Origin of the sequence: Jingyaoa shaoxingensis (assembly GCF_014385005.1) — a bacterium.
GTDB classification, from domain to species: Bacteria; Bacillota; Clostridia; order Lachnospirales; family Lachnospiraceae; genus Marvinbryantia; species Marvinbryantia shaoxingensis.
In genome coordinates this window covers 363,804-381,354 of the sequence record NZ_JACRSZ010000001.1, presented here as the reverse complement: position 1 = coordinate 381,354, position 17,551 = coordinate 363,804, and the positions used below count along the sequence as shown (strand labels likewise).

11 protein-coding genes are annotated in these 17,551 nt (G+C 44.9%); 7 read left to right on the top strand and 4 right to left on the bottom strand.

Translation table 11 applies throughout. The features are described from left to right. Nucleotides 1-11 precede the first annotated feature (11 nt). Both H8716_RS01840 and H8716_RS01835 read left to right on the top strand, forming a co-directional pair. Nucleotides 12-926, top strand: a complete 915-nt coding sequence (locus H8716_RS01840; protein ID WP_249306771.1) for a radical SAM protein — start codon at nt 12-14, stop codon at nt 924-926. Beyond that, nucleotides 923-1,795 (top strand): RluA family pseudouridine synthase, encoded by an 873-nt coding sequence (locus H8716_RS01835; RefSeq protein WP_249306770.1) that lies wholly within the window; start codon nt 923-925, stop codon nt 1,793-1,795. The genes H8716_RS01840 and H8716_RS01835 overlap by 4 nt, the downstream gene beginning before the upstream one ends. A 171-nt stretch (nt 1,796-1,966) precedes the next feature. Here the strand turns inward: H8716_RS01835 and H8716_RS01830 are convergent, their stop codons facing one another. Next, complete coding sequence (locus H8716_RS01830) at nt 1,967-2,467, bottom strand: heme-degrading domain-containing protein (protein ID WP_249306769.1); 501 nt, start codon at nt 2,465-2,467, stop codon at nt 1,967-1,969. Between the two features lie 131 nt (nt 2,468-2,598). On the opposite strand from H8716_RS01830, the gene H8716_RS01825 reads away from it, so the two are divergent. After that, entirely contained in the window at nt 2,599-3,792 is a 1,194-nt protein-coding gene (locus H8716_RS01825; protein WP_249306768.1) for a DUF362 domain-containing protein, read from the top strand. A 62-nt stretch (nt 3,793-3,854) separates the two neighbouring features. Here the strand turns inward: H8716_RS01825 and glyA are convergent, their stop codons facing one another. The 3 genes from glyA to H8716_RS01810 form a co-directional block, all read right to left on the bottom strand. Then, on the bottom strand, nt 3,855-5,093 hold the full coding sequence (gene glyA, locus H8716_RS01820; protein WP_249306767.1) for a serine hydroxymethyltransferase: 1,239 nt from the start codon (nt 5,091-5,093) through the stop codon (nt 3,855-3,857). A 304-nt stretch (nt 5,094-5,397) separates the two neighbouring features. Beyond that, the gene (locus tag H8716_RS01815; RefSeq protein ID WP_249306766.1) at nt 5,398-7,119 is read right to left on the bottom strand and encodes a carbon starvation CstA family protein; all 1,722 of its coding nucleotides are present in this window, start codon (nt 7,117-7,119) and stop codon (nt 5,398-5,400) included. Nucleotides 7,120-7,181: 62 nt separating this feature from the next. Then, the gene (locus H8716_RS01810; protein WP_249306765.1) at nt 7,182-7,718 is read right to left on the bottom strand and encodes a hypothetical protein; all 537 of its coding nucleotides are present in this window, start codon (nt 7,716-7,718) and stop codon (nt 7,182-7,184) included. A gap of 275 nt (nt 7,719-7,993) precedes the next feature. On the opposite strand from H8716_RS01810, the gene H8716_RS01805 reads away from it, so the two are divergent. From H8716_RS01805 to gltB, 4 genes are all read left to right on the top strand, one after another. After that, nucleotides 7,994-10,480, top strand: a complete 2,487-nt coding sequence (locus H8716_RS01805; protein WP_408610875.1) for an ATP-dependent DNA helicase — start codon at nt 7,994-7,996, stop codon at nt 10,478-10,480. 76 nt (nt 10,481-10,556) lie between these two features. Further along, on the top strand, nt 10,557-11,474 hold the full coding sequence (locus tag H8716_RS01800; protein ID WP_249306763.1) for an AEC family transporter: 918 nt from the start codon (nt 10,557-10,559) through the stop codon (nt 11,472-11,474). Nucleotides 11,475-12,067: 593 nt separating this feature from the next. Continuing rightward, nucleotides 12,068-12,637: a Maf family protein gene (locus H8716_RS01795; protein WP_249306762.1), complete on the top strand. Its 570-nt coding sequence runs from the start codon at nt 12,068-12,070 to the stop codon at nt 12,635-12,637. A 365-nt stretch (nt 12,638-13,002) separates the two neighbouring features. After that, on the top strand, nt 13,003-17,550 hold the full coding sequence (gltB, locus tag H8716_RS01790; RefSeq protein WP_249306761.1) for a glutamate synthase large subunit: 4,548 nt from the start codon (nt 13,003-13,005) through the stop codon (nt 17,548-17,550). Nucleotide 17,551: the final 1 nt, after the last annotated feature.

Genomic DNA, 17,551 nt, shown 5'->3' with positions numbered 1-17,551 from the left:
GGAATAAAAATATGGAAGATTGGATGAAACCATTTGAGAATTGTACATTGTGCCCGCGAAAATGCGGGGTGAGCAGAATAGCAGGAAGGACGGGGGCATGTCATGTGGATGCGCAGATGCGTGTGGCAAGGGCGGCTCTTCATTTCTGGGAGGAACCCTGTATATCAGGTAAAGAAGGCTCAGGGGCTGTCTTTTTTGCAGGCTGTACTCTGGGGTGTGTATTCTGTCAGAATACAGAGATTTCCAGAGGACAGGCGGGAGAAAATGTGTCAGTAGAGCGGCTGGCAGAGATTTATCTGAATCTACAGGAGCAGGGAGCCAATAATATCAATCTGGTGACAGCAGGCCATTATGCACCGGCTGTGGCAGAGAGTCTCCGCAGAGCAAAAGATATGGGATTACAGATCCCGGTAGTCTATAACAGCAGTGGATATGAACTGCCGGATACATTACGCCTCCTGGATGGCCTGGTGGATATTTATCTCCCGGATATGAAATACATGGATAGAGAACTGGCAGGGAAATATTCCCACGCACAGAATTACCCGGATGTGGCTAAAGAAGCACTGGCAGAAATGGTACGTCAGTGCCCGGTGTGTGAGTTCGATGAACGGGGAATGATGAAAAAGGGCGTGATTGTACGTCATCTTCTTTTGCCTGGTCATGTGAAGGATTCAAAAGCGGTATTGAAGTATCTGCATGAAACTTATCAGAATCAGATCTATATCAGCATTATGAGCCAGTATACGCCGATGCCGCAGATGATAACATATCCGGAACTGAACCGCAGAGTGACAAAGAGGGAATACAGCCGATTACTGGATTATGCCATGGTCCTGGGCATCGAGAATGGATTTTTCCAGGAAGGTGATCCGGTGGGCGAGAGCTTCATACCGGCATTTAACGGCGAAGGAGTCAGGAAATGAACAGAGTGTTGACTTATGAGATTACAGCAGAACAGGCAGGCACGAAAATCGGGGATTTTCTGCGCAGGGCAGGATATTCCAGACATGTGATCATTCATCTGAAAAAGACAGAAAATGGAATTCTGTTAAATGGAGAGTGGGCGTATGTGGGACAGTTTTTGAAAGAAGGGGATCATCTTGAGATCCGTATCATAGAATCTGAATCTTCTGAGCAGATTGTACCGGCAGAATTGCCGCTGGATATTGTATACGAAGATGAAGATCTGCTTATTATCAACAAGCCGGCGGACATGCCGATTCATCCGTCTATCAACAATTATAATAATACTCTGGCCAATGCTTTGATGTGGTATTATCAGCAAAAGGGAGAAACGTTTGTATATCGTTGTATCAATCGTCTGGACCGGGATACCACAGGACTATTGATTGTCGCAAAAAATATGCTCAGCGGTGGAAGCTTGTCGGACATGAGTAAAAAAAGAGAGATACAAAGGGAGTATCTGGCAATTGCAGAAGGAGAAGTACCACAGGAAGGCGTGATAGATGCACCAATAGCCCGAAAAGAGGAATCGGTAATCGAACGTTGCGTGGACTTTGAAAAGGGAGACCGGGCAGTGACCCATTACTGGAGACTGGATTATCGAAATGGATATTCGCTGGTGAGATTAAAGCTGGAAACAGGAAGAACCCATCAGATTCGTGTACATATGAAATACATTGGATATCCTCTGACAGGTGATTATCTGTACAATCCAGATTACCGGATACTGGATCATCAGGCGCTCCATTCCTGGAAACTGGCATTCCGGCATCCGGTTACAGGAGCGCAGATGCAGTTCAAGGCAGATCCACCATGGAAACTGCCTTGAAATGGAGGATACCATACGGATTGTTCCGTACTTTGTACTCCCACAATCCGTCCCATATTCGCATATCGCGAAGCCTACGCTTCACTTTTATGCTCATATGGGGGCGAGTCATTAAGCCATAAAACCACTCTTGTGCAAGCACATCGTGGTTTCCGGCTTTTGACTCTGGTATCAGATATTTACGCTTCCGCGAATTCGTGGAACTTCATCTACATGAAGATAACGGCTGATGCATTTGACGATCAGGTCGTGGTCTGCAAAATGAGGAAGACCGGAGACAATGACAGCTCCGATGACACCGACTTCTTCGATACGGATCGGAAAACCGCCGCCTGCAGCTGCATATTCTTTTTCATCCAGGAACCAGTCGGCAAGTGTCTGCTCAGACTTTTTCAGCAGCATGGCTGCGTGAAGTGTGCTGGTTTCCAGTGTACGTACGGTGTTGAATTTACGCTGCATCCAGTTCTCGTTCTGGATATTGGTGCCATTTGCCGCATAACGAAAAACGGTATATCCATTGTTCAGGCGTATCGTAACAGCCACCGGAAGCTTCTGGCGCTGGATCTCGGAAACGATGAGTTTTCCCAGCTCCCAGGCATCTTCGTTGGTGAAATGAGTGAATTGCAGGATCTCTTCCTGCATCTCTAGCATAGCAAGTAATTCTTCTATCATAGTAACACCTCCAATGAGACTACTATACTCTTGTTCGGGAAAAAATACAAGATAGTGACAAAAATTGAAAATATTCAGAGACTCAGATGGAAATGAGCTATGTAAAAATAACTTTTCAGAAAGGACACAATATGACAGAGAAAGTAAAAGTAATCGTCGTACCCTGTGACAGCTACGAAAAAGAACCGGTATACAGGTCAGTAAAAGCCGGAATAGAGGCACTGGGAGGAATAGAGACATTTCTGGACAAGTCAGAAAAAATTCTGGTAAAGCCAAATTTCCTTTCAGCGGCACTGCCGGAAAAGGCTGTCACCACCCATCCGACAGTAATTGAAGCAGTATTTCGCATTCTGCAGGAAGAAGGATATTTTCATGTGCAGTACGGGGATTCACCGGGGCATGGAAGCTGTCAGGCTGCAGCAGGAAAGATCGGGCTGGAGGAAGCAGCGGAGCGATACGGAGTGAAACGGGCCAATATGGAAGAAGAGGTATTGACTTCATTTCCAGGCGGAAAGACAGCAAAGGAATTCCATTTTGCAAAAGGGATCACTGAAGCAGATGCCATCATCAATGTCTGTAAGATGAAAACTCACGCATTGGAGCGGGTGACAGGAGCCGTAAAGAATGTGTATGGATTTATCTGTGGCGCAAGAAAGGCAGCGGGACATGTAAAATATCCGAATGCCAGTGTATTCGCCAGAGCACTGGCAGATATTCACAGATGCACAGATATCCGGTTGCATATTATGGATGGAATCACAGCCATGGAAGGAAACGGGCCGGGATCAGGGACGCCTGTTAATATGAAAGTACTCCTGTTATCCACAGATCCGGTGGCATTGGACAGTGTATTCTGTCATATGGTATATCTTGATCCACAGATGGTGCCGACCTGTGTGCAGGGACAGGCAATGGGTATTGGTACTTATAAAGAGGAAGAGATACAGATTACGGAAGTTTTTGCTTCCGGTCAGAAGAATCGTGCCAATGAAGCAGGCAGTGAAACGGTGACAAGCAGGAATCTGATCATGGAAGAAATGCAGAAAAAATACGGCAATCCACGGTTTGACGTGGATCGTACCGGAAGAAAGAAGACGTTTTTAAGCAGGTATTCTGACTTCATGACACGGCTGATCCGCCGCCCGGTAATCGAGAAAGAAAAATGTATAAGATGCGGAATCTGTGTATCCCACTGTCCGGTACCCGGCAAGGCAGTTGACTTTAAGAAAGGCAAGGAGCAGCCACCGGTATATGATTATAAAAAATGTATCCGATGTTATTGTTGTCAGGAAATGTGTCCGAAACATGCGATAAAAGTGAAATAAAGCCGATGGGGACGGAGTTTTCCGGCCTGTGAAAGCCAGAAAACTCCGTCCCCAATGGATTATTAGACATTAAGTGGATAACGGTCAGTCAGAGTCTTTACAATAGCTCTGGCCTTTTCTTTATTATCAGGGCTCTGGATCATCAGGGAGATTGCTTCTGCAATCTGATCCATATCGTCTTCCTTCAGGCCTCTGGAGGTGATTGCTGCGGTTCCAAGACGAACACCACTGGTTACAAATGGAGATTCCGGATCATTTGGAATCGCATTTTTGTTACAGGTGATATTTGCATCATCCAGGAGATGTTCCATCTCTTTGCCGGTAATGCCGGTTCCGCGCAAGTCTACCAGCATCAGGTGATTGTCGGTACCGCCGGATACAATGTTTACGCCACGTTTGATCAGTCCCTGGCAGAGTGCCGCACAGTTCTTTATTACCTGCTCCTGATAAGTACGGAATTCCGGCTGCAGAGCTTCCTGAAAGCAGACTGCCTTCGCTGCGATCACATGCATCAGAGGACCACCCTGAATACCTGGGAAAATAGCTTTATTGAAGTTAAACTTCTTTGCAATCTCGTTGCTGCAGAGAATCATACCGCCTCTTGGACCACGCAGAGTCTTGTGAGTGGTAGTAGTGGTCACATGCGCATAAGGAATTGGGCTCGGATGAAGACCTGCGGCAACCAGACCTGCGATATGGGCGATATCCACCATCAGGTAAGCCCCCACTTCATCTGCAATCTCACGGAATTTTTTGAAATCGATAATACGTGCATAAGCACTGGCGCCGGCAATGATCAGCTTTGGTTTGTTCTCCAATGCAATCTGACGTACTTGTTCATAATCAATAAAACCGTCGTCATTTACTCCATAAGAAACTACATTAAAATAAGAACCGGAAAAGTTGGCTGGACTTCCGTGTGTCAGATGTCCGCCATGTGCAAGGTTCATACCCATCAGCGTATCACCATGTTTTAAAATGGCGAATTCTACAGCCATGTTTGCCTGTGCACCGGAATGCGGCTGTACATTGGCATATTCACATCCAAACAGCTCACAGGCACGTTTCTTCGCAAGTTCTTCCACAACATCTACGCATTCACACCCGCCGTAGTATCGCTTTCCGGGATAGCCTTCAGCATATTTGTTAGTCAAAGGGCTTCCCATGGCTGCCATAACAGCTTTGCTTACCCAGTTCTCGGAAGCAATCAGCTCGATATGGGAATTCTGACGAGCGGCCTCTGCTTCGATGGCAGAAGCGATTTCAGGGTCTACGGATCGAATTTCTTCTAATGAATACATGTTGGGTTCCTCCTGAGTGTATTTGATAGACTGCGGTCAACAGACGACAGGGAAGACATCTAAAATGTCTGTTATTGTGTCTGCATGAAAAGACCGAACTTGGGATTCATTATATCGTCAATTGACGAAAGTGTCAACCAGAAAAACACAAATGTTTGTATTGCAAAGACAAATACGATTGTAAAAAATGTAGAACAGAACATATCTGAACAGAACCAAATGTTTAGATGAAAGAATCTTACAGCAAAAAAAGAGATATCCGAATCTCTTCAGATATCTCTTTTATGAAACTGATATAGATCAATTAAGCATTCTTTTTCTGTCCGCTGATTGTCTTAACAGCTTTTACTGCAAGGATCAGAGAAAGCACGATCAGCAGCACTGCAAGTACCAGACGAACGATTGGCCATGAACCTGCGCCTTCTGCACCGATTGCACCAAGGTTTGCCTTGATGGTCAGAAGCAGTGAGCAGATTGTTACGATCAGCATGAAGAACATTGGGATGAAGAACATCTTGTTGTTCTTACCGATCTGGCCAAGCCATGTGGCAACAGCCATCAGACCCAGAGCTGCCAGTAACTGGTTTGCTGCTCCGAACAGAGCCCAGATATTTGCATATCCGTTCAGTCCCAGGAAGATACCAAGAACTACAGTGATCAGAGTTGCAACGATTGGTTTTACAAGGATGGCTCTGAATCCTGTTACAGAAGCAACATCCTCACCTGGATTCAGCCAGAATTCCTGGAACATGTAACGTGCAAGACGTGTAGCTGTGTCCAGAGAAGTCAGACAGAAAGCAGATACTGCAAGGATCAGCAGAGAGTAAATAACGTGTTCTGCGCCTGCAAGGAATGGGATGGTAGCACACATACGTGAGATACCGGTTGCAAATACTGCAGTAGGAGTAGTAACTCCGCCTGGAACATATTCTTTCCAGATATAACCAACGGCACACAGAGAAATCAGTGCCAGTGCACATTCGATCAACATACCGCCGTATGCGATTGGCCGTGCGTCTTTTTCGTTATCCAGCTGTTTTGCTGTTGTGCCGGAACCAACCAGTGAGTGGAAACCGGAAATAGCACCACAGGCAATAGTGATGAACAGAGCCGGGAACAGGGTACCAAGAGATACACCGGAACCGTTTGTAGCCTGGTCAACAAATCCTGTAAATGCAGGGATGTCGATAGTCGGATGAGCTCCAACGATACCAACAACGGCTACGATCATCATTCCGTAAAGAAGGAAGGAACTTAAGTAGTCGCGTGGCTGAAGCAGAATCCATACAGGTGTTACAGATGCAATTGTAATGTAGATACCAACGATGATCATCCAGGTTGTACCATTCAGGTACAGTGGGTGGAAGTTCAGACCGATTGCCATACACAGCACGATAGCTGCTACACCGATTACAGTTGAGATTCCAAGTCCGGCATTTCTTCTGTATACGAGGAAACCGAATACGATAGCTACAAGGATGAATAAGATAGAAATCATTGCTGTAGAAGCATTTGCGGAACTTGCTACTTTATCAAGTACGCCGCTTTCATCGTAAGTTGCTTTAAATGTGTTGGCAACAATAGAAGCAAAGGCTGCTACAACAAGGATCAGGGTCAGGTAAGAGAAGATGATGAATAATCTCTTTGCGCCTGTTCCCATGCTGTCTTCGATAACTTCACCGATAGACTGTCCTTTGTGACGGATAGAAGCAAATAATGCTCCGAAGTCATGTACTGCTCCGAAGAAGATACCACCGATCAGTACCCACAGAAGAACAGGTACCCAGCCGAATACGGCTGCCTGAATTGGTCCGTTGATAGGACCTGCTCCTGCGATAGATGAAAAATGGTGACCCATCAGTACAGGTGCTTTAGCCGGAACATAGTCATTACCATCTTCCAGTTCATGGGCGGGTGTTACGCGGTTCTCGTCGATGCCCCACTGTTCGGCGAGCCATTTGCCGTATGTTACGTAACCTACGATCAGGATCACGCAACCTACTACTAACAATAATGCTGCATTCATGAATTACACTCTCCTTTTCTTTTTTCTCTGTGAGCAATAACCTGAGGTCATTGCCACAGGTGTCAGGCGCCCTTTTTACGTCTGACTTTCTTCATGAATATATTTTTCATAAATTTCGCATTGCTCTTACCACTGCGGTTGGTCGGAAAATCCGATTCACCCCGCTGGATAAGGACTGTATGGAAATCCATCCAGCCGTGCAGCGAAAAATGAAAACTTTTGTAAATCCTGCATTTCTTCAGAAGCTTTTTCGCTTCCGGTGTGCAGGTGTCGCAGATAAATATTGCCGTAATATAGGTATACATATGACCGGGCTTCGGATCAATCAGCTTCATGCCCTCGTCATAGGCTTTTTTTTCACATATGCGGTAGATCTCTTCGGTCAGTTCCGGAACAGAAAATATGTAAACATGTTCGTTGGAAGTGGCACTCCACAGTTCCGCCTTTTTCAGCAGAACATACTTGGCAGAACGTACATTAAAATGACAGACAGCCTGAAGTGGCGGTTCAAAATCATCGGAACGTTCAATATCAAAGTACCCCTCGTAGGAATGGATCAGTTTCTCTAAGATCTCCTCTCGAGTTAATTCTAATTTCATAAAAACTCCTAAAAGATGACCCCGGACATCAGTATCTGAGATCACAATTGACACGATTGTCATTTCTAAATTAAATCTGTAAATTATAAAAAAATTATAAAATGCAGAAAGTAATATAACATAGAGTGTATAAAAATGCAAATATATGTCGATTATTTATTATAAAATTTACATTTATTTACATAATGTAATATCCCTGTAACGGTTAGAACTGACTATAAGCACGGGGAAAGTAGATAGGCTTTACATTTGAGAAGTCACTGCGCTATACTGGGATGAGGCAAATAATAAGAAAAGCAGCAGTTGTGTCACGCAAAGGCAGCAAACAGACAGAAAATGAGAAAGGGCGCATAAGCGCAGGAGATAAAGTGGAACTGATCAGGGTATCTGTGCGGAATCTGGTAGAATTCATTTTGCGCAGCGGTGATATAGACAATCGAAGAGGGACTGTGGCAGATAAAGATGCCATGCAGATGGGAAGCCGCCTGCACCGTAAGATCCAGGGCAGGATGGGGGCAGATTATCATGCAGAAGTACCGTTAAAGACGGAGATCGACTATGAAACCTTTCTTCTGGTGGTGGAAGGACGGGCAGACGGTATTTTTAAAGAGCAGGAAAAATATGTCATTGATGAGATCAAGGGCGTATTCCGGGATGTGGAGCGAATGGAAGAGGCAGATCCCATTCATCTTGCCCAGGCAAAATGTTATGCCTGCATCTATGCAGGTCAGCGGAATCTGGAAGAGATCGGTGTGCAGATGACCTATGCGAATCTGGACACCGAAGAGATACGCAGGTTTCATTATACCTATACGAAGGCGGAACTGGAAAGCTGGTTTGAAGAACTGACTGCAGCCTACCGGAAATGGGCGCAGATGCAGCTGGAATGGAAGCATGCCAGAAAGGACTCCATTGGAAAAACGGTATTTCCCTATCCTTACAGAGAAGGACAAAAGGATCTGGCGGCAGCGGTCTACCGGACGATCTGGCACGGAAAAAAGCTGTTTATCCAGGCACCGACAGGTGTGGGAAAAACGCTTTCTACGGTGTTTCCGGCGGTGCAGGCAGTGGGACAGGATCTGGGGGACAAGATCTTTTATCTGACAGCCAAGACCATTACCAGAACCGTGGCAGAAGAGGCATTTACACTGTTAAAAAAACAGGGACTGCACTATAAAGTCCTGACTCTGACGGCAAAGGAGAAGATCTGTTTTTGCGGGGAACCGGACTGCAATCCGGAAAAATGCCCTTATGCAAAAGGACATTTTGACCGTGTGAATGATGCGGTATTTGAACTGCTGACTGAATATGAGGAAAATCCGGGAAACTACAACCGGGACAGGATCATGGAACAGGCGCAGAAATGGCAGGTATGCCCGTTTGAAATGGCATTGGATGTATCATTATGGTCAGATGCCATCATCTGTGATTATAATTATGTGTTTGATCCGCAGGCAAAGCTGAAGCGTTTTTTCTCGGAAGGGGTGAAGGGGGATTATCTCTTCCTTATTGATGAAGCTCATAACCTGGTAGAGCGTGGGCGGGAAATGTACAGTGCCACTCTCTATAAAGAAGATTTTCTGGATGTGAAGCGTTTCCTGAAGCCGTACAGCCGGAAGGCAGTGGCTGCACTGGAACGGGGAAATAAATATCTGCTGGAATGGAAGCGGGAATGTGAAGAATATACTTTGCTTTCGAATATTGATACCTTTGCCTTGAATCTGTTCAATGTCAGCCATGCACTGGAACAGATTCTGGAAGACCGGGAATCCATCATGAACCGTCCATCCGGAGATGGAGAAACAGAAGAAGCCAAAAAGAAGACACTGGATTTTTATTTTCAGGTGCGGGCATTTCTGGATATTTATGAAGAGATTGATGACAGCTATGAGATCTATGTCCAGCATGACCGGGATGGCAGATTTGCCTTAAGATTATACTGTATTCATACGGCAGATAAGCTGGGGCAGTGTCTGGAAAAAGGCAGAGCGGCGATTCTGTTTTCTGCGACTCTCCTTCCTGTACAGTATTACATGGAACTGTTATCCGGAGAGAAGGATGATTATGCAGTCTATGCAAAATCTACATTTGATCCGGCGCGGAAAAAGGTACTTCTTGGTCTGGATGTCAGTACGAAATATACCAGGAGGACAACCGCAGAGTTCCGGAAAATTGCGTCTTACATTCAGCAGGTGACAGAAGCGAAAGCCGGAAACTATCTGGTATTTTTCCCATCCTATAAGATGATGACAGATGTGAAAGAGTATTTTGACGAGCTGAAAAATCCAGAGACGGAAGTCATTGAGCAGAGTACGCATATGACAGAAGCGCAGAGAGAAGAATTCCTGGATCAGTTTCAGGAAAGGGAAACAGGTATGCTGGTGGGATTCTGTGTCATGGGAGGAATTTTCGGAGAAGGGATTGATCTGAAGAAAAATCGTCTCATAGGAGCCATTGTGGTGGGACCGGGTTTGCCACAGGTATGCAATGAACGTGAGATTTTGAAACAATATTATGACAGACGGAATATGGACGGATTTGACCATGCGTACCGTTATCCGGGGATGAACAAGGTCATGCAGTCTGCAGGGCGTGTGATCCGGACCGATGAAGATACGGGGGTCATTGTATTGCTGGATGAGCGGTTTGGGCAGCAGCAATACCGCAGCAGTTTCCCAAGAGAATGGGCAGATTATGAGACCTGTACCTTAAATAATGTGAAAGAGAAGCTGACCGCATTCTGGAATCAGAATTTTAAATAAAATTAGCGTTTTACATTTGGGCGGATTATGCTAAGATACATAAGGATTATGAGAGTGAGAGAGATGGAGAGAGAAAATGGATATTGTAATGATTACTTACCAGATGCTGGCACTGTTTCTGCTTCTGGTGACGGGGTATGTGGCTTACAAGGCGCATGTAACAAATGATGATGCTGTCAGGTATCTGACAAAACTGGTACTGAATGTATCACTTCCGGCACAGATACTGGTATCCTTTTTAGCAAAAAGAGGGAAAGTGTCTAATATGACATTGCTGGAAGTAACAGGAATCAGCTTGTTTTGCTATGTGGTTTATTTTCTTGTTGGTGTGGTGTTTGTGATTGTGACACGAACACCGAAAAAGCAGAGGAAAACCTACATTTTTATGCTTCTGTTTGGAAATGTAGGTTTTATGGGTTATCCGGTTATACAGGCAGTGTTTGGGATTGATGCAATGATTTATGCAGTGATTTTTAATGTTATGTTTAACTTTATTGTATATTCCATTGGAATTATGCTGATCAGTGAAGAAAAAGCAGGAAAGTTTAATCCCAAACTTCTGATCAATACCCCAATGGTTACTGCATTGATTGCATTGATATGGTTTTTTACGCCGATTCCGCTTCCGGAATATCTGAATGATGCGCTGAATTATCTTGGAAATCTGACGACACCACTGGCAATGATTATTATAGGCGGTACCATTGCTAAAATGAAAGCAAGGGAATTATTTAATGACTGGAGAATCTATGTTTTCACAGTTTTTCGTTTGATTGTAATGCCGTTGGCTGTACTTGCAGCAATGAACCTTCTTCACGAACAGCAGTATCTCATTCGTGGAACTGCTGTTGTACTTGCAGCTACACCGGTTGCAACCAATGCCACCATGCTGGCTATCCAGTACGACGGAGATGTAGATCTGGTATCAAAAGGGATCTTTTTCAGTACGGTGTTATCGGTGGCGTCCATACCGATTGTGGCGATGTTCTTGTAAGCATCGAACGAACGGTGCGAGAATCACGCATTCACGTTGATTTTCGAACAGAGCTGCGTCGTCTATAACATCCCTCTTCTTTGCAATAGAAGCGTTACAAAGAAGAGGGATGAACTAGCCTCGCTCTGTTTACGAAAATCTGCCTACCGAATGCTTAGATTCATGAATGAAGCTGATGCACCTGTGTTTCGAATTAATGAAAATATATGGCAGGTGTATTTGATAAAAAAATTTTTAGATATTTGAGAAGAATAGTAAAAATGCAAGTTAAATAATATACAAGAGATTTCTTGCGAATGCCAGTATCATTCAGTTCATAAACAATTTTGAGTCACAGGTATGTTCTCTGGTTACGTACCTAAGCATCTGGTAGGAGCATTTTCGTCGTCTGTGCGAGTATAACTTGTGCCTCTTTGGGGCAAACGCATCTATCGCAACAAAGAGGCACATAATAAGCGACGCAGCACAGACAGAAAATCGACGTAGATGCGTGGTACGTAACAGAGGACATACCGTGAATATTCAATATACTATAAACATTCAATAGAACAAATGATAACATAAGAAAATTTTTCACAAAGGAGTGACATATTTTGAAGAAGATTATTTTAGCTTCTGGATCGCCAAGAAGAAAGGAGCTTCTGGCGCAGATCGGCCTGGATTTTGAAGTGATTGTCAGTGATGCCGAGGAGGTAATGACCAGTACCTATCCGGGTGAGGTGGTGAAGGAGTTATCCGGCTGCAAGGCGATGGCAGTTGCTCTGACGTTAAATGAAGATCAGAAAGATGCAGTGGTCATCGGTGCAGACACGGTGGTAGCACAGGACGACCGTATTCTTGGCAAACCTAAGGATGAAGAGGATGCTTTTCAGATGCTTCATATTCTGCAGGGACAGACCCATCAGGTCTATACCGGTGTGACTCTGATAAGCGGGGAAAAGAAAGTGTCTTTTTATGAGAAGAGTGATGTATCTGTGTACCCTATGACGGATGATGAGATATGGGAGTACATTCATACCGGAGAACCGATGGACAAGGCCGGAGCCTATGGCATTCAAGGACATTTTGCAAAATACATCAGGGAAATTCGGGGAGAATATACGACCATTGTTGGACTTCCATTGGGAAGATTGTGGCATGAACTTACGAAGTTTATGAGATAATTTTGCGGCAAATGCTAAAAGTTAGATCCTACTAATTGTCTGAAAGTTTCTGAAAACGAAAAACAGCAAAAGAAATAATAAAAAAACATGGAGGAAAGAATTGGCTTTCTTCCATGTTTTTTTTCGCCTGAGACATTAAAAAACAGATAATTTACACAATTTTGAAAAAACAAGGAACAGAAAACCAAATTATCAGATTATCTGACAATTTAATGAAAAAAAGTAGTTTACATTTTTCGAATACAGGTGTATGATAATGCACAAAGGAAATGCAGAATTGAGAACAATCAATAATATCGATCATAATAATTCGGAAAGCACTTTACAGCGTTTCTAAAACCCAAAGAAAGGATGCAAGTCAGGTTATGGAAAACAGAACAGTACCTGCTCAGTCTCCTGGATTGTACAGAGAAGAATTTGAGCACGATAACTGCGGTATCGGAGCAGTGGTAAACATTAAGGGTATCAAGACCCGGGCAACCGTAGAGAATGCATTAAAGATAGTTGAAAATTTGGAACACAGAGCCGGCAAAGACGCCGAGGGCAAAACAGGTGATGGAGTAGGAATCCTTTTACAGATTTCCCACAAATTCTTCAAAAAGACCTGTGACGCTCTCGGCTTTTCTATTGGAAAAGAAAGGGAATACGGTATTGGACAGTTTTTCTTTCCACAGGATGAATTAAAGAGACGCCAGGCCATGAAGATGTTCGAGATCATTCTGGAAAAGAATGGACTGGAGCTTATTGGATGGCGTGTAGTTCCGACCGTACCGGAAGTACTGGGACAGAAAGCATTAGATAAAATGCCGTATATTATGCAGGCATTTATTAAGAAACCGGTTGATGTGGAAAAAGGACTGCCATTTGATCGTATACTCTATGTGGCAAGAAGAGAGTTTGAACAGAGTAATGAAAACACCTATGTGGTATCATGTTCAAGCCGTACCATTGTATACAAAGGTATGTTCCTGGTAGGACAGCTGCGCACCTTCTTCAAGGATCTGCAGAGTCCGGACTATGAATCTGCCATTGCAACGGTACATTCCAGATTCAGCACCAACACCAACCCAAGCTGGGAACGTGCACATCCAAACCGTTTTATTGTGCATAACGGTGAGATCAACACCATCCGTGGCAATGCCGACAAGATGCTGGCCAGAGAAGAGACCATGGCATCCCCATATCTGGAAGAAGATTTTCACAAGATCCTTCCGGTGATCAATGCATCCGGTTCTGACTCTGCCATGCTGGATAACACACTGGAATTCCTGATCATGAGCGGTATGGATATGGCACTGGCTATGATGATTCTGATTCCGGAACCATGGGCCAACAACATGACCATGTCCCAGAACAAGAGAGATTTCTATCAGTACTACGCAACCATGATGGAGCCATGGGATGGTCCGGCATCTATCATGTTCAGTGATGGTGACCTGGTAGGAGCGGTTCTGGACCGCAACGGTCTGCGTCCATCCCGTTATTATGTCACCAGCGATGGCTATATGATTCTTTCCTCTGAAGTAGGTGTACTGGAGATCCCACCGGAAAAGATCGTCATGAAAGAACGTCTTCATCCAGGAAAAATGCTGCTGATTGATACCGTTCAGGGCAGAATCGTAGACGATGAAGAATTAAAAGAATTCTATGCATCCAGACAGCCGTACGGTGAATGGCTGGATAACAATCTGGTAGAATTAAAAGATCTGAAGATTCCGAATAAGCGTGTTCCGGAATACTCCGATGAAGAGCGTGCAAGACTGCAGAAGGCATTTGGTTATACCTTTGAAGAGTATCGTACCTCTATCCGCAACATGGCATTAAACGGAGCAGAGAGCATTGGTGCTATGGGTATTGATACCCCGCTGGCTGTTTTATCTGACCAGCAGCAGCCATTATTTAACTATTTCAAGCAGTTATTTGCACAGGTTACCAATCCGCCAATCGATGCCATCCGTGAGGAAGTAGTCACATCCACTACCGTATACGTTGGCGAAGACGGCAACCTTCTGGAAGAAAAACCGGAAAACTGTAAAGTATTAAAAGTGAATAACCCGATCCTGACTAACACCGATATGCTGAAAATCAAGCATATGAAGGTGGAAGGCTTCAAGGTAGCGGAAGTTCCGATTACTTATTATAAGAGTACCAGTCTGGACCGTGCCATTGACCGCCTGTTCGTAGAGGTAGATAAGGCACACAGAGATGGTGTGAATATTCTGATTCTGACAGACCGTGGTGTGGATGAGAACCACGTGCCGATTCCATCCCTGCTGGCAGTATCCGCTGTTCACCAGTATCTGGTAAAGACCAAGAAACGTACTTCACTGGCCATCATTCTGGAATCCGGGGAACCAAGAGAAGTACATCATTTTGCAACCCTGCTGGGCTATGGTGCCTGTGCCATCAACCCGTATCTGGCTCAGGATACCATCCATGAACTGATTGACAGCAAGATGCTGGATAAGGATTACTATGCAGCAGTGGATGATTACAATGCAGCAGTGCTTCACGGTATTGTTAAGATTGCATCCAAGATGGGTATTTCTACCATTCAGTCCTACATGGGATCTCAGATCTTTGAGGCCATCGGTATCAGCAAAGAAGTGATCGACCGCTACTTTACCAATACCGTCAGCCGTGTAGGCGGTATTACTATAAAAGATATTGAAAAACAGATCGAAGCACTTCACAATGAAGCCTTTGATCCACTGGGACTGACCACCGATCTGACTCTGAACAGCATCGGACGTCATAAGTCCAGAAGTCAGGGAGAAGAACATCGTTACAATCCGCTGACCATTCATTTATTACAGGAATCAACCAGACAGGGTAATTATGCCATGTTTAAAGAATACACCGACCGTGTCAACCGGGAAGAAAGCGGATATCTGCGCAGCCTGATGGACTTTAACTATCCGGAAGAAGGCATCCCGATCGATGAAGTGGAACCGGTGGAAAATATTGTGACCAGATTTAAGACAGGTGCCATGTCTTACGGTTCTATTTCACAGGAAGCCCATGAGACACTGGCTATTGCCATGAACCATCTCCATGGAAAATCCAACTCCGGAGAGGGTGGCGAAAGTGATGAACGTCTGGCGACAGCCGGAACTGCGGATGACAGAAGTTCTGCGATCAAACAGGTAGCATCTGGACGATTTGGTGTGACCAGCAAATATCTGACCAGTGCCAAGGAGATTCAGATTAAGATGGCACAGGGAGCAAAACCGGGTGAAGGTGGTCATTTGCCGGGTGGAAAGGTCTATCCATGGATTGCCAAGACCAGACATTCCACACCGGGCGTGAGCCTGATTTCCCCACCGCCACACCACGATATTTATTCTATTGAGGACCTGGCACAGTTGATTTATGACCTGAAAAATGCTAACAAGCAGGCAAGAATTTCTGTCAAACTGGTATCCGAAGCAGGTGTTGGTACCGTCGCAGCCGGTGTAGCCAAAGCGGGAGCACAGGTTATCCTAATCTCCGGTTATGACGGAGGTACCGGTGCGGCACCGAGAAGTTCTATCCACAATGCAGGACTTCCTTGGGAACTGGGACTTTCTGAGACTCATCAGACCCTGATCATGAACGGCCTGAGAAATAAAGTCCGTATCGAGACCGACGGTAAGCTGATGAGTGGCCGTGATGTAGCCATTGCAGCGATTCTTGGTGCAGAGGAATTCGGTTTTGCAACCGCACCGCTGGTAACCATGGGATGCGTCATGATGCGTGTATGTAATCTGGACACCTGCCCGGTGGGCGTGGCAACACAGAATCCGGAACTACGCAAGAGATTTAAAGGCAAACCGGAATATGTGGAAAACTTTATGAAATTCATTGCTCAGGATCTGCGTGAATACATGGCCAAACTGGGTGTACACAGTGTGGATGAACTGGTGGGAAGAACTGACCTGCTGAAAAAGGGCAGTGGCTTCTACAAAGAAAAAGCCAGCCGCGTAGACTTAAGTGCGATTCTGGATAACCCATATCTGGGAGAGAAATGCATCTTCGATCCGGAACATGTCTATGATTTCCATCTGGAGAAGACCGCTGACGAGCGTATCCTGATGAAGAAGCTGAAACCGGCTCTGGATAAGAAACAGAAGAGAAGCATTGAAGTGGATGTGACCAACACCGACCGTGCATTTGGTACGATCTTCGGTTCTGAGATCACACGCAGATATGACGACACACTGGAAGAAGATACCTTCACCGTGAAGTGTAACGGTGCCGGCGGACAGAGCTTTGGAGCCTTTATTCCAAAGGGACTGACCCTAGAACTGGTGGGCGATTCCAACGATTACTTCGGAAAAGGACTTTCCGGAGGAAAACTGATCGTTTATCCACCAAAGGGCATTACTTATAAACAGGATGAGAATATTATCATCGGTAACGTAGCTCTCTACGGTGCCACCAGTGGAAAAGCCTATATCAACGGTCTGGCAGGTGAACGTTTCTGTGTTCGTAACTCCGGAGCAACCGCAGTAGTGGAAGGTGTGGGTGATCACGGATGTGAATACATGACCGGAGGCCGTGTAGCTGTTATCGGTAAGATCGGCAAGAACTTTGCAGCCGGTATGAGCGGCGGTGTGGCTTATGTTCTGGATGAACACAGTGACATTTATCGTAAGGTAAATAAAGAACTGGTAGCTATTGAAAAGCTGGAAAATAAATACGATGTGGAAGAACTGAAACAGATGATCACAGACCATGTTTCCTACACTAATTCCGTAAAAGGAAAAGAGATCCTGGATCATTTTGATGAGTACCTTCCAAAATTTAAGAAAATAATTCCAAACGATTATAAAAAGATGATGAACACAATTGTACAGATGGAAGAAAAAGGTCTGAACAGTGAGCAGGCCCAGATCGAAGCATTCAATGCCATTATGAAAGGAGGAAAATAAG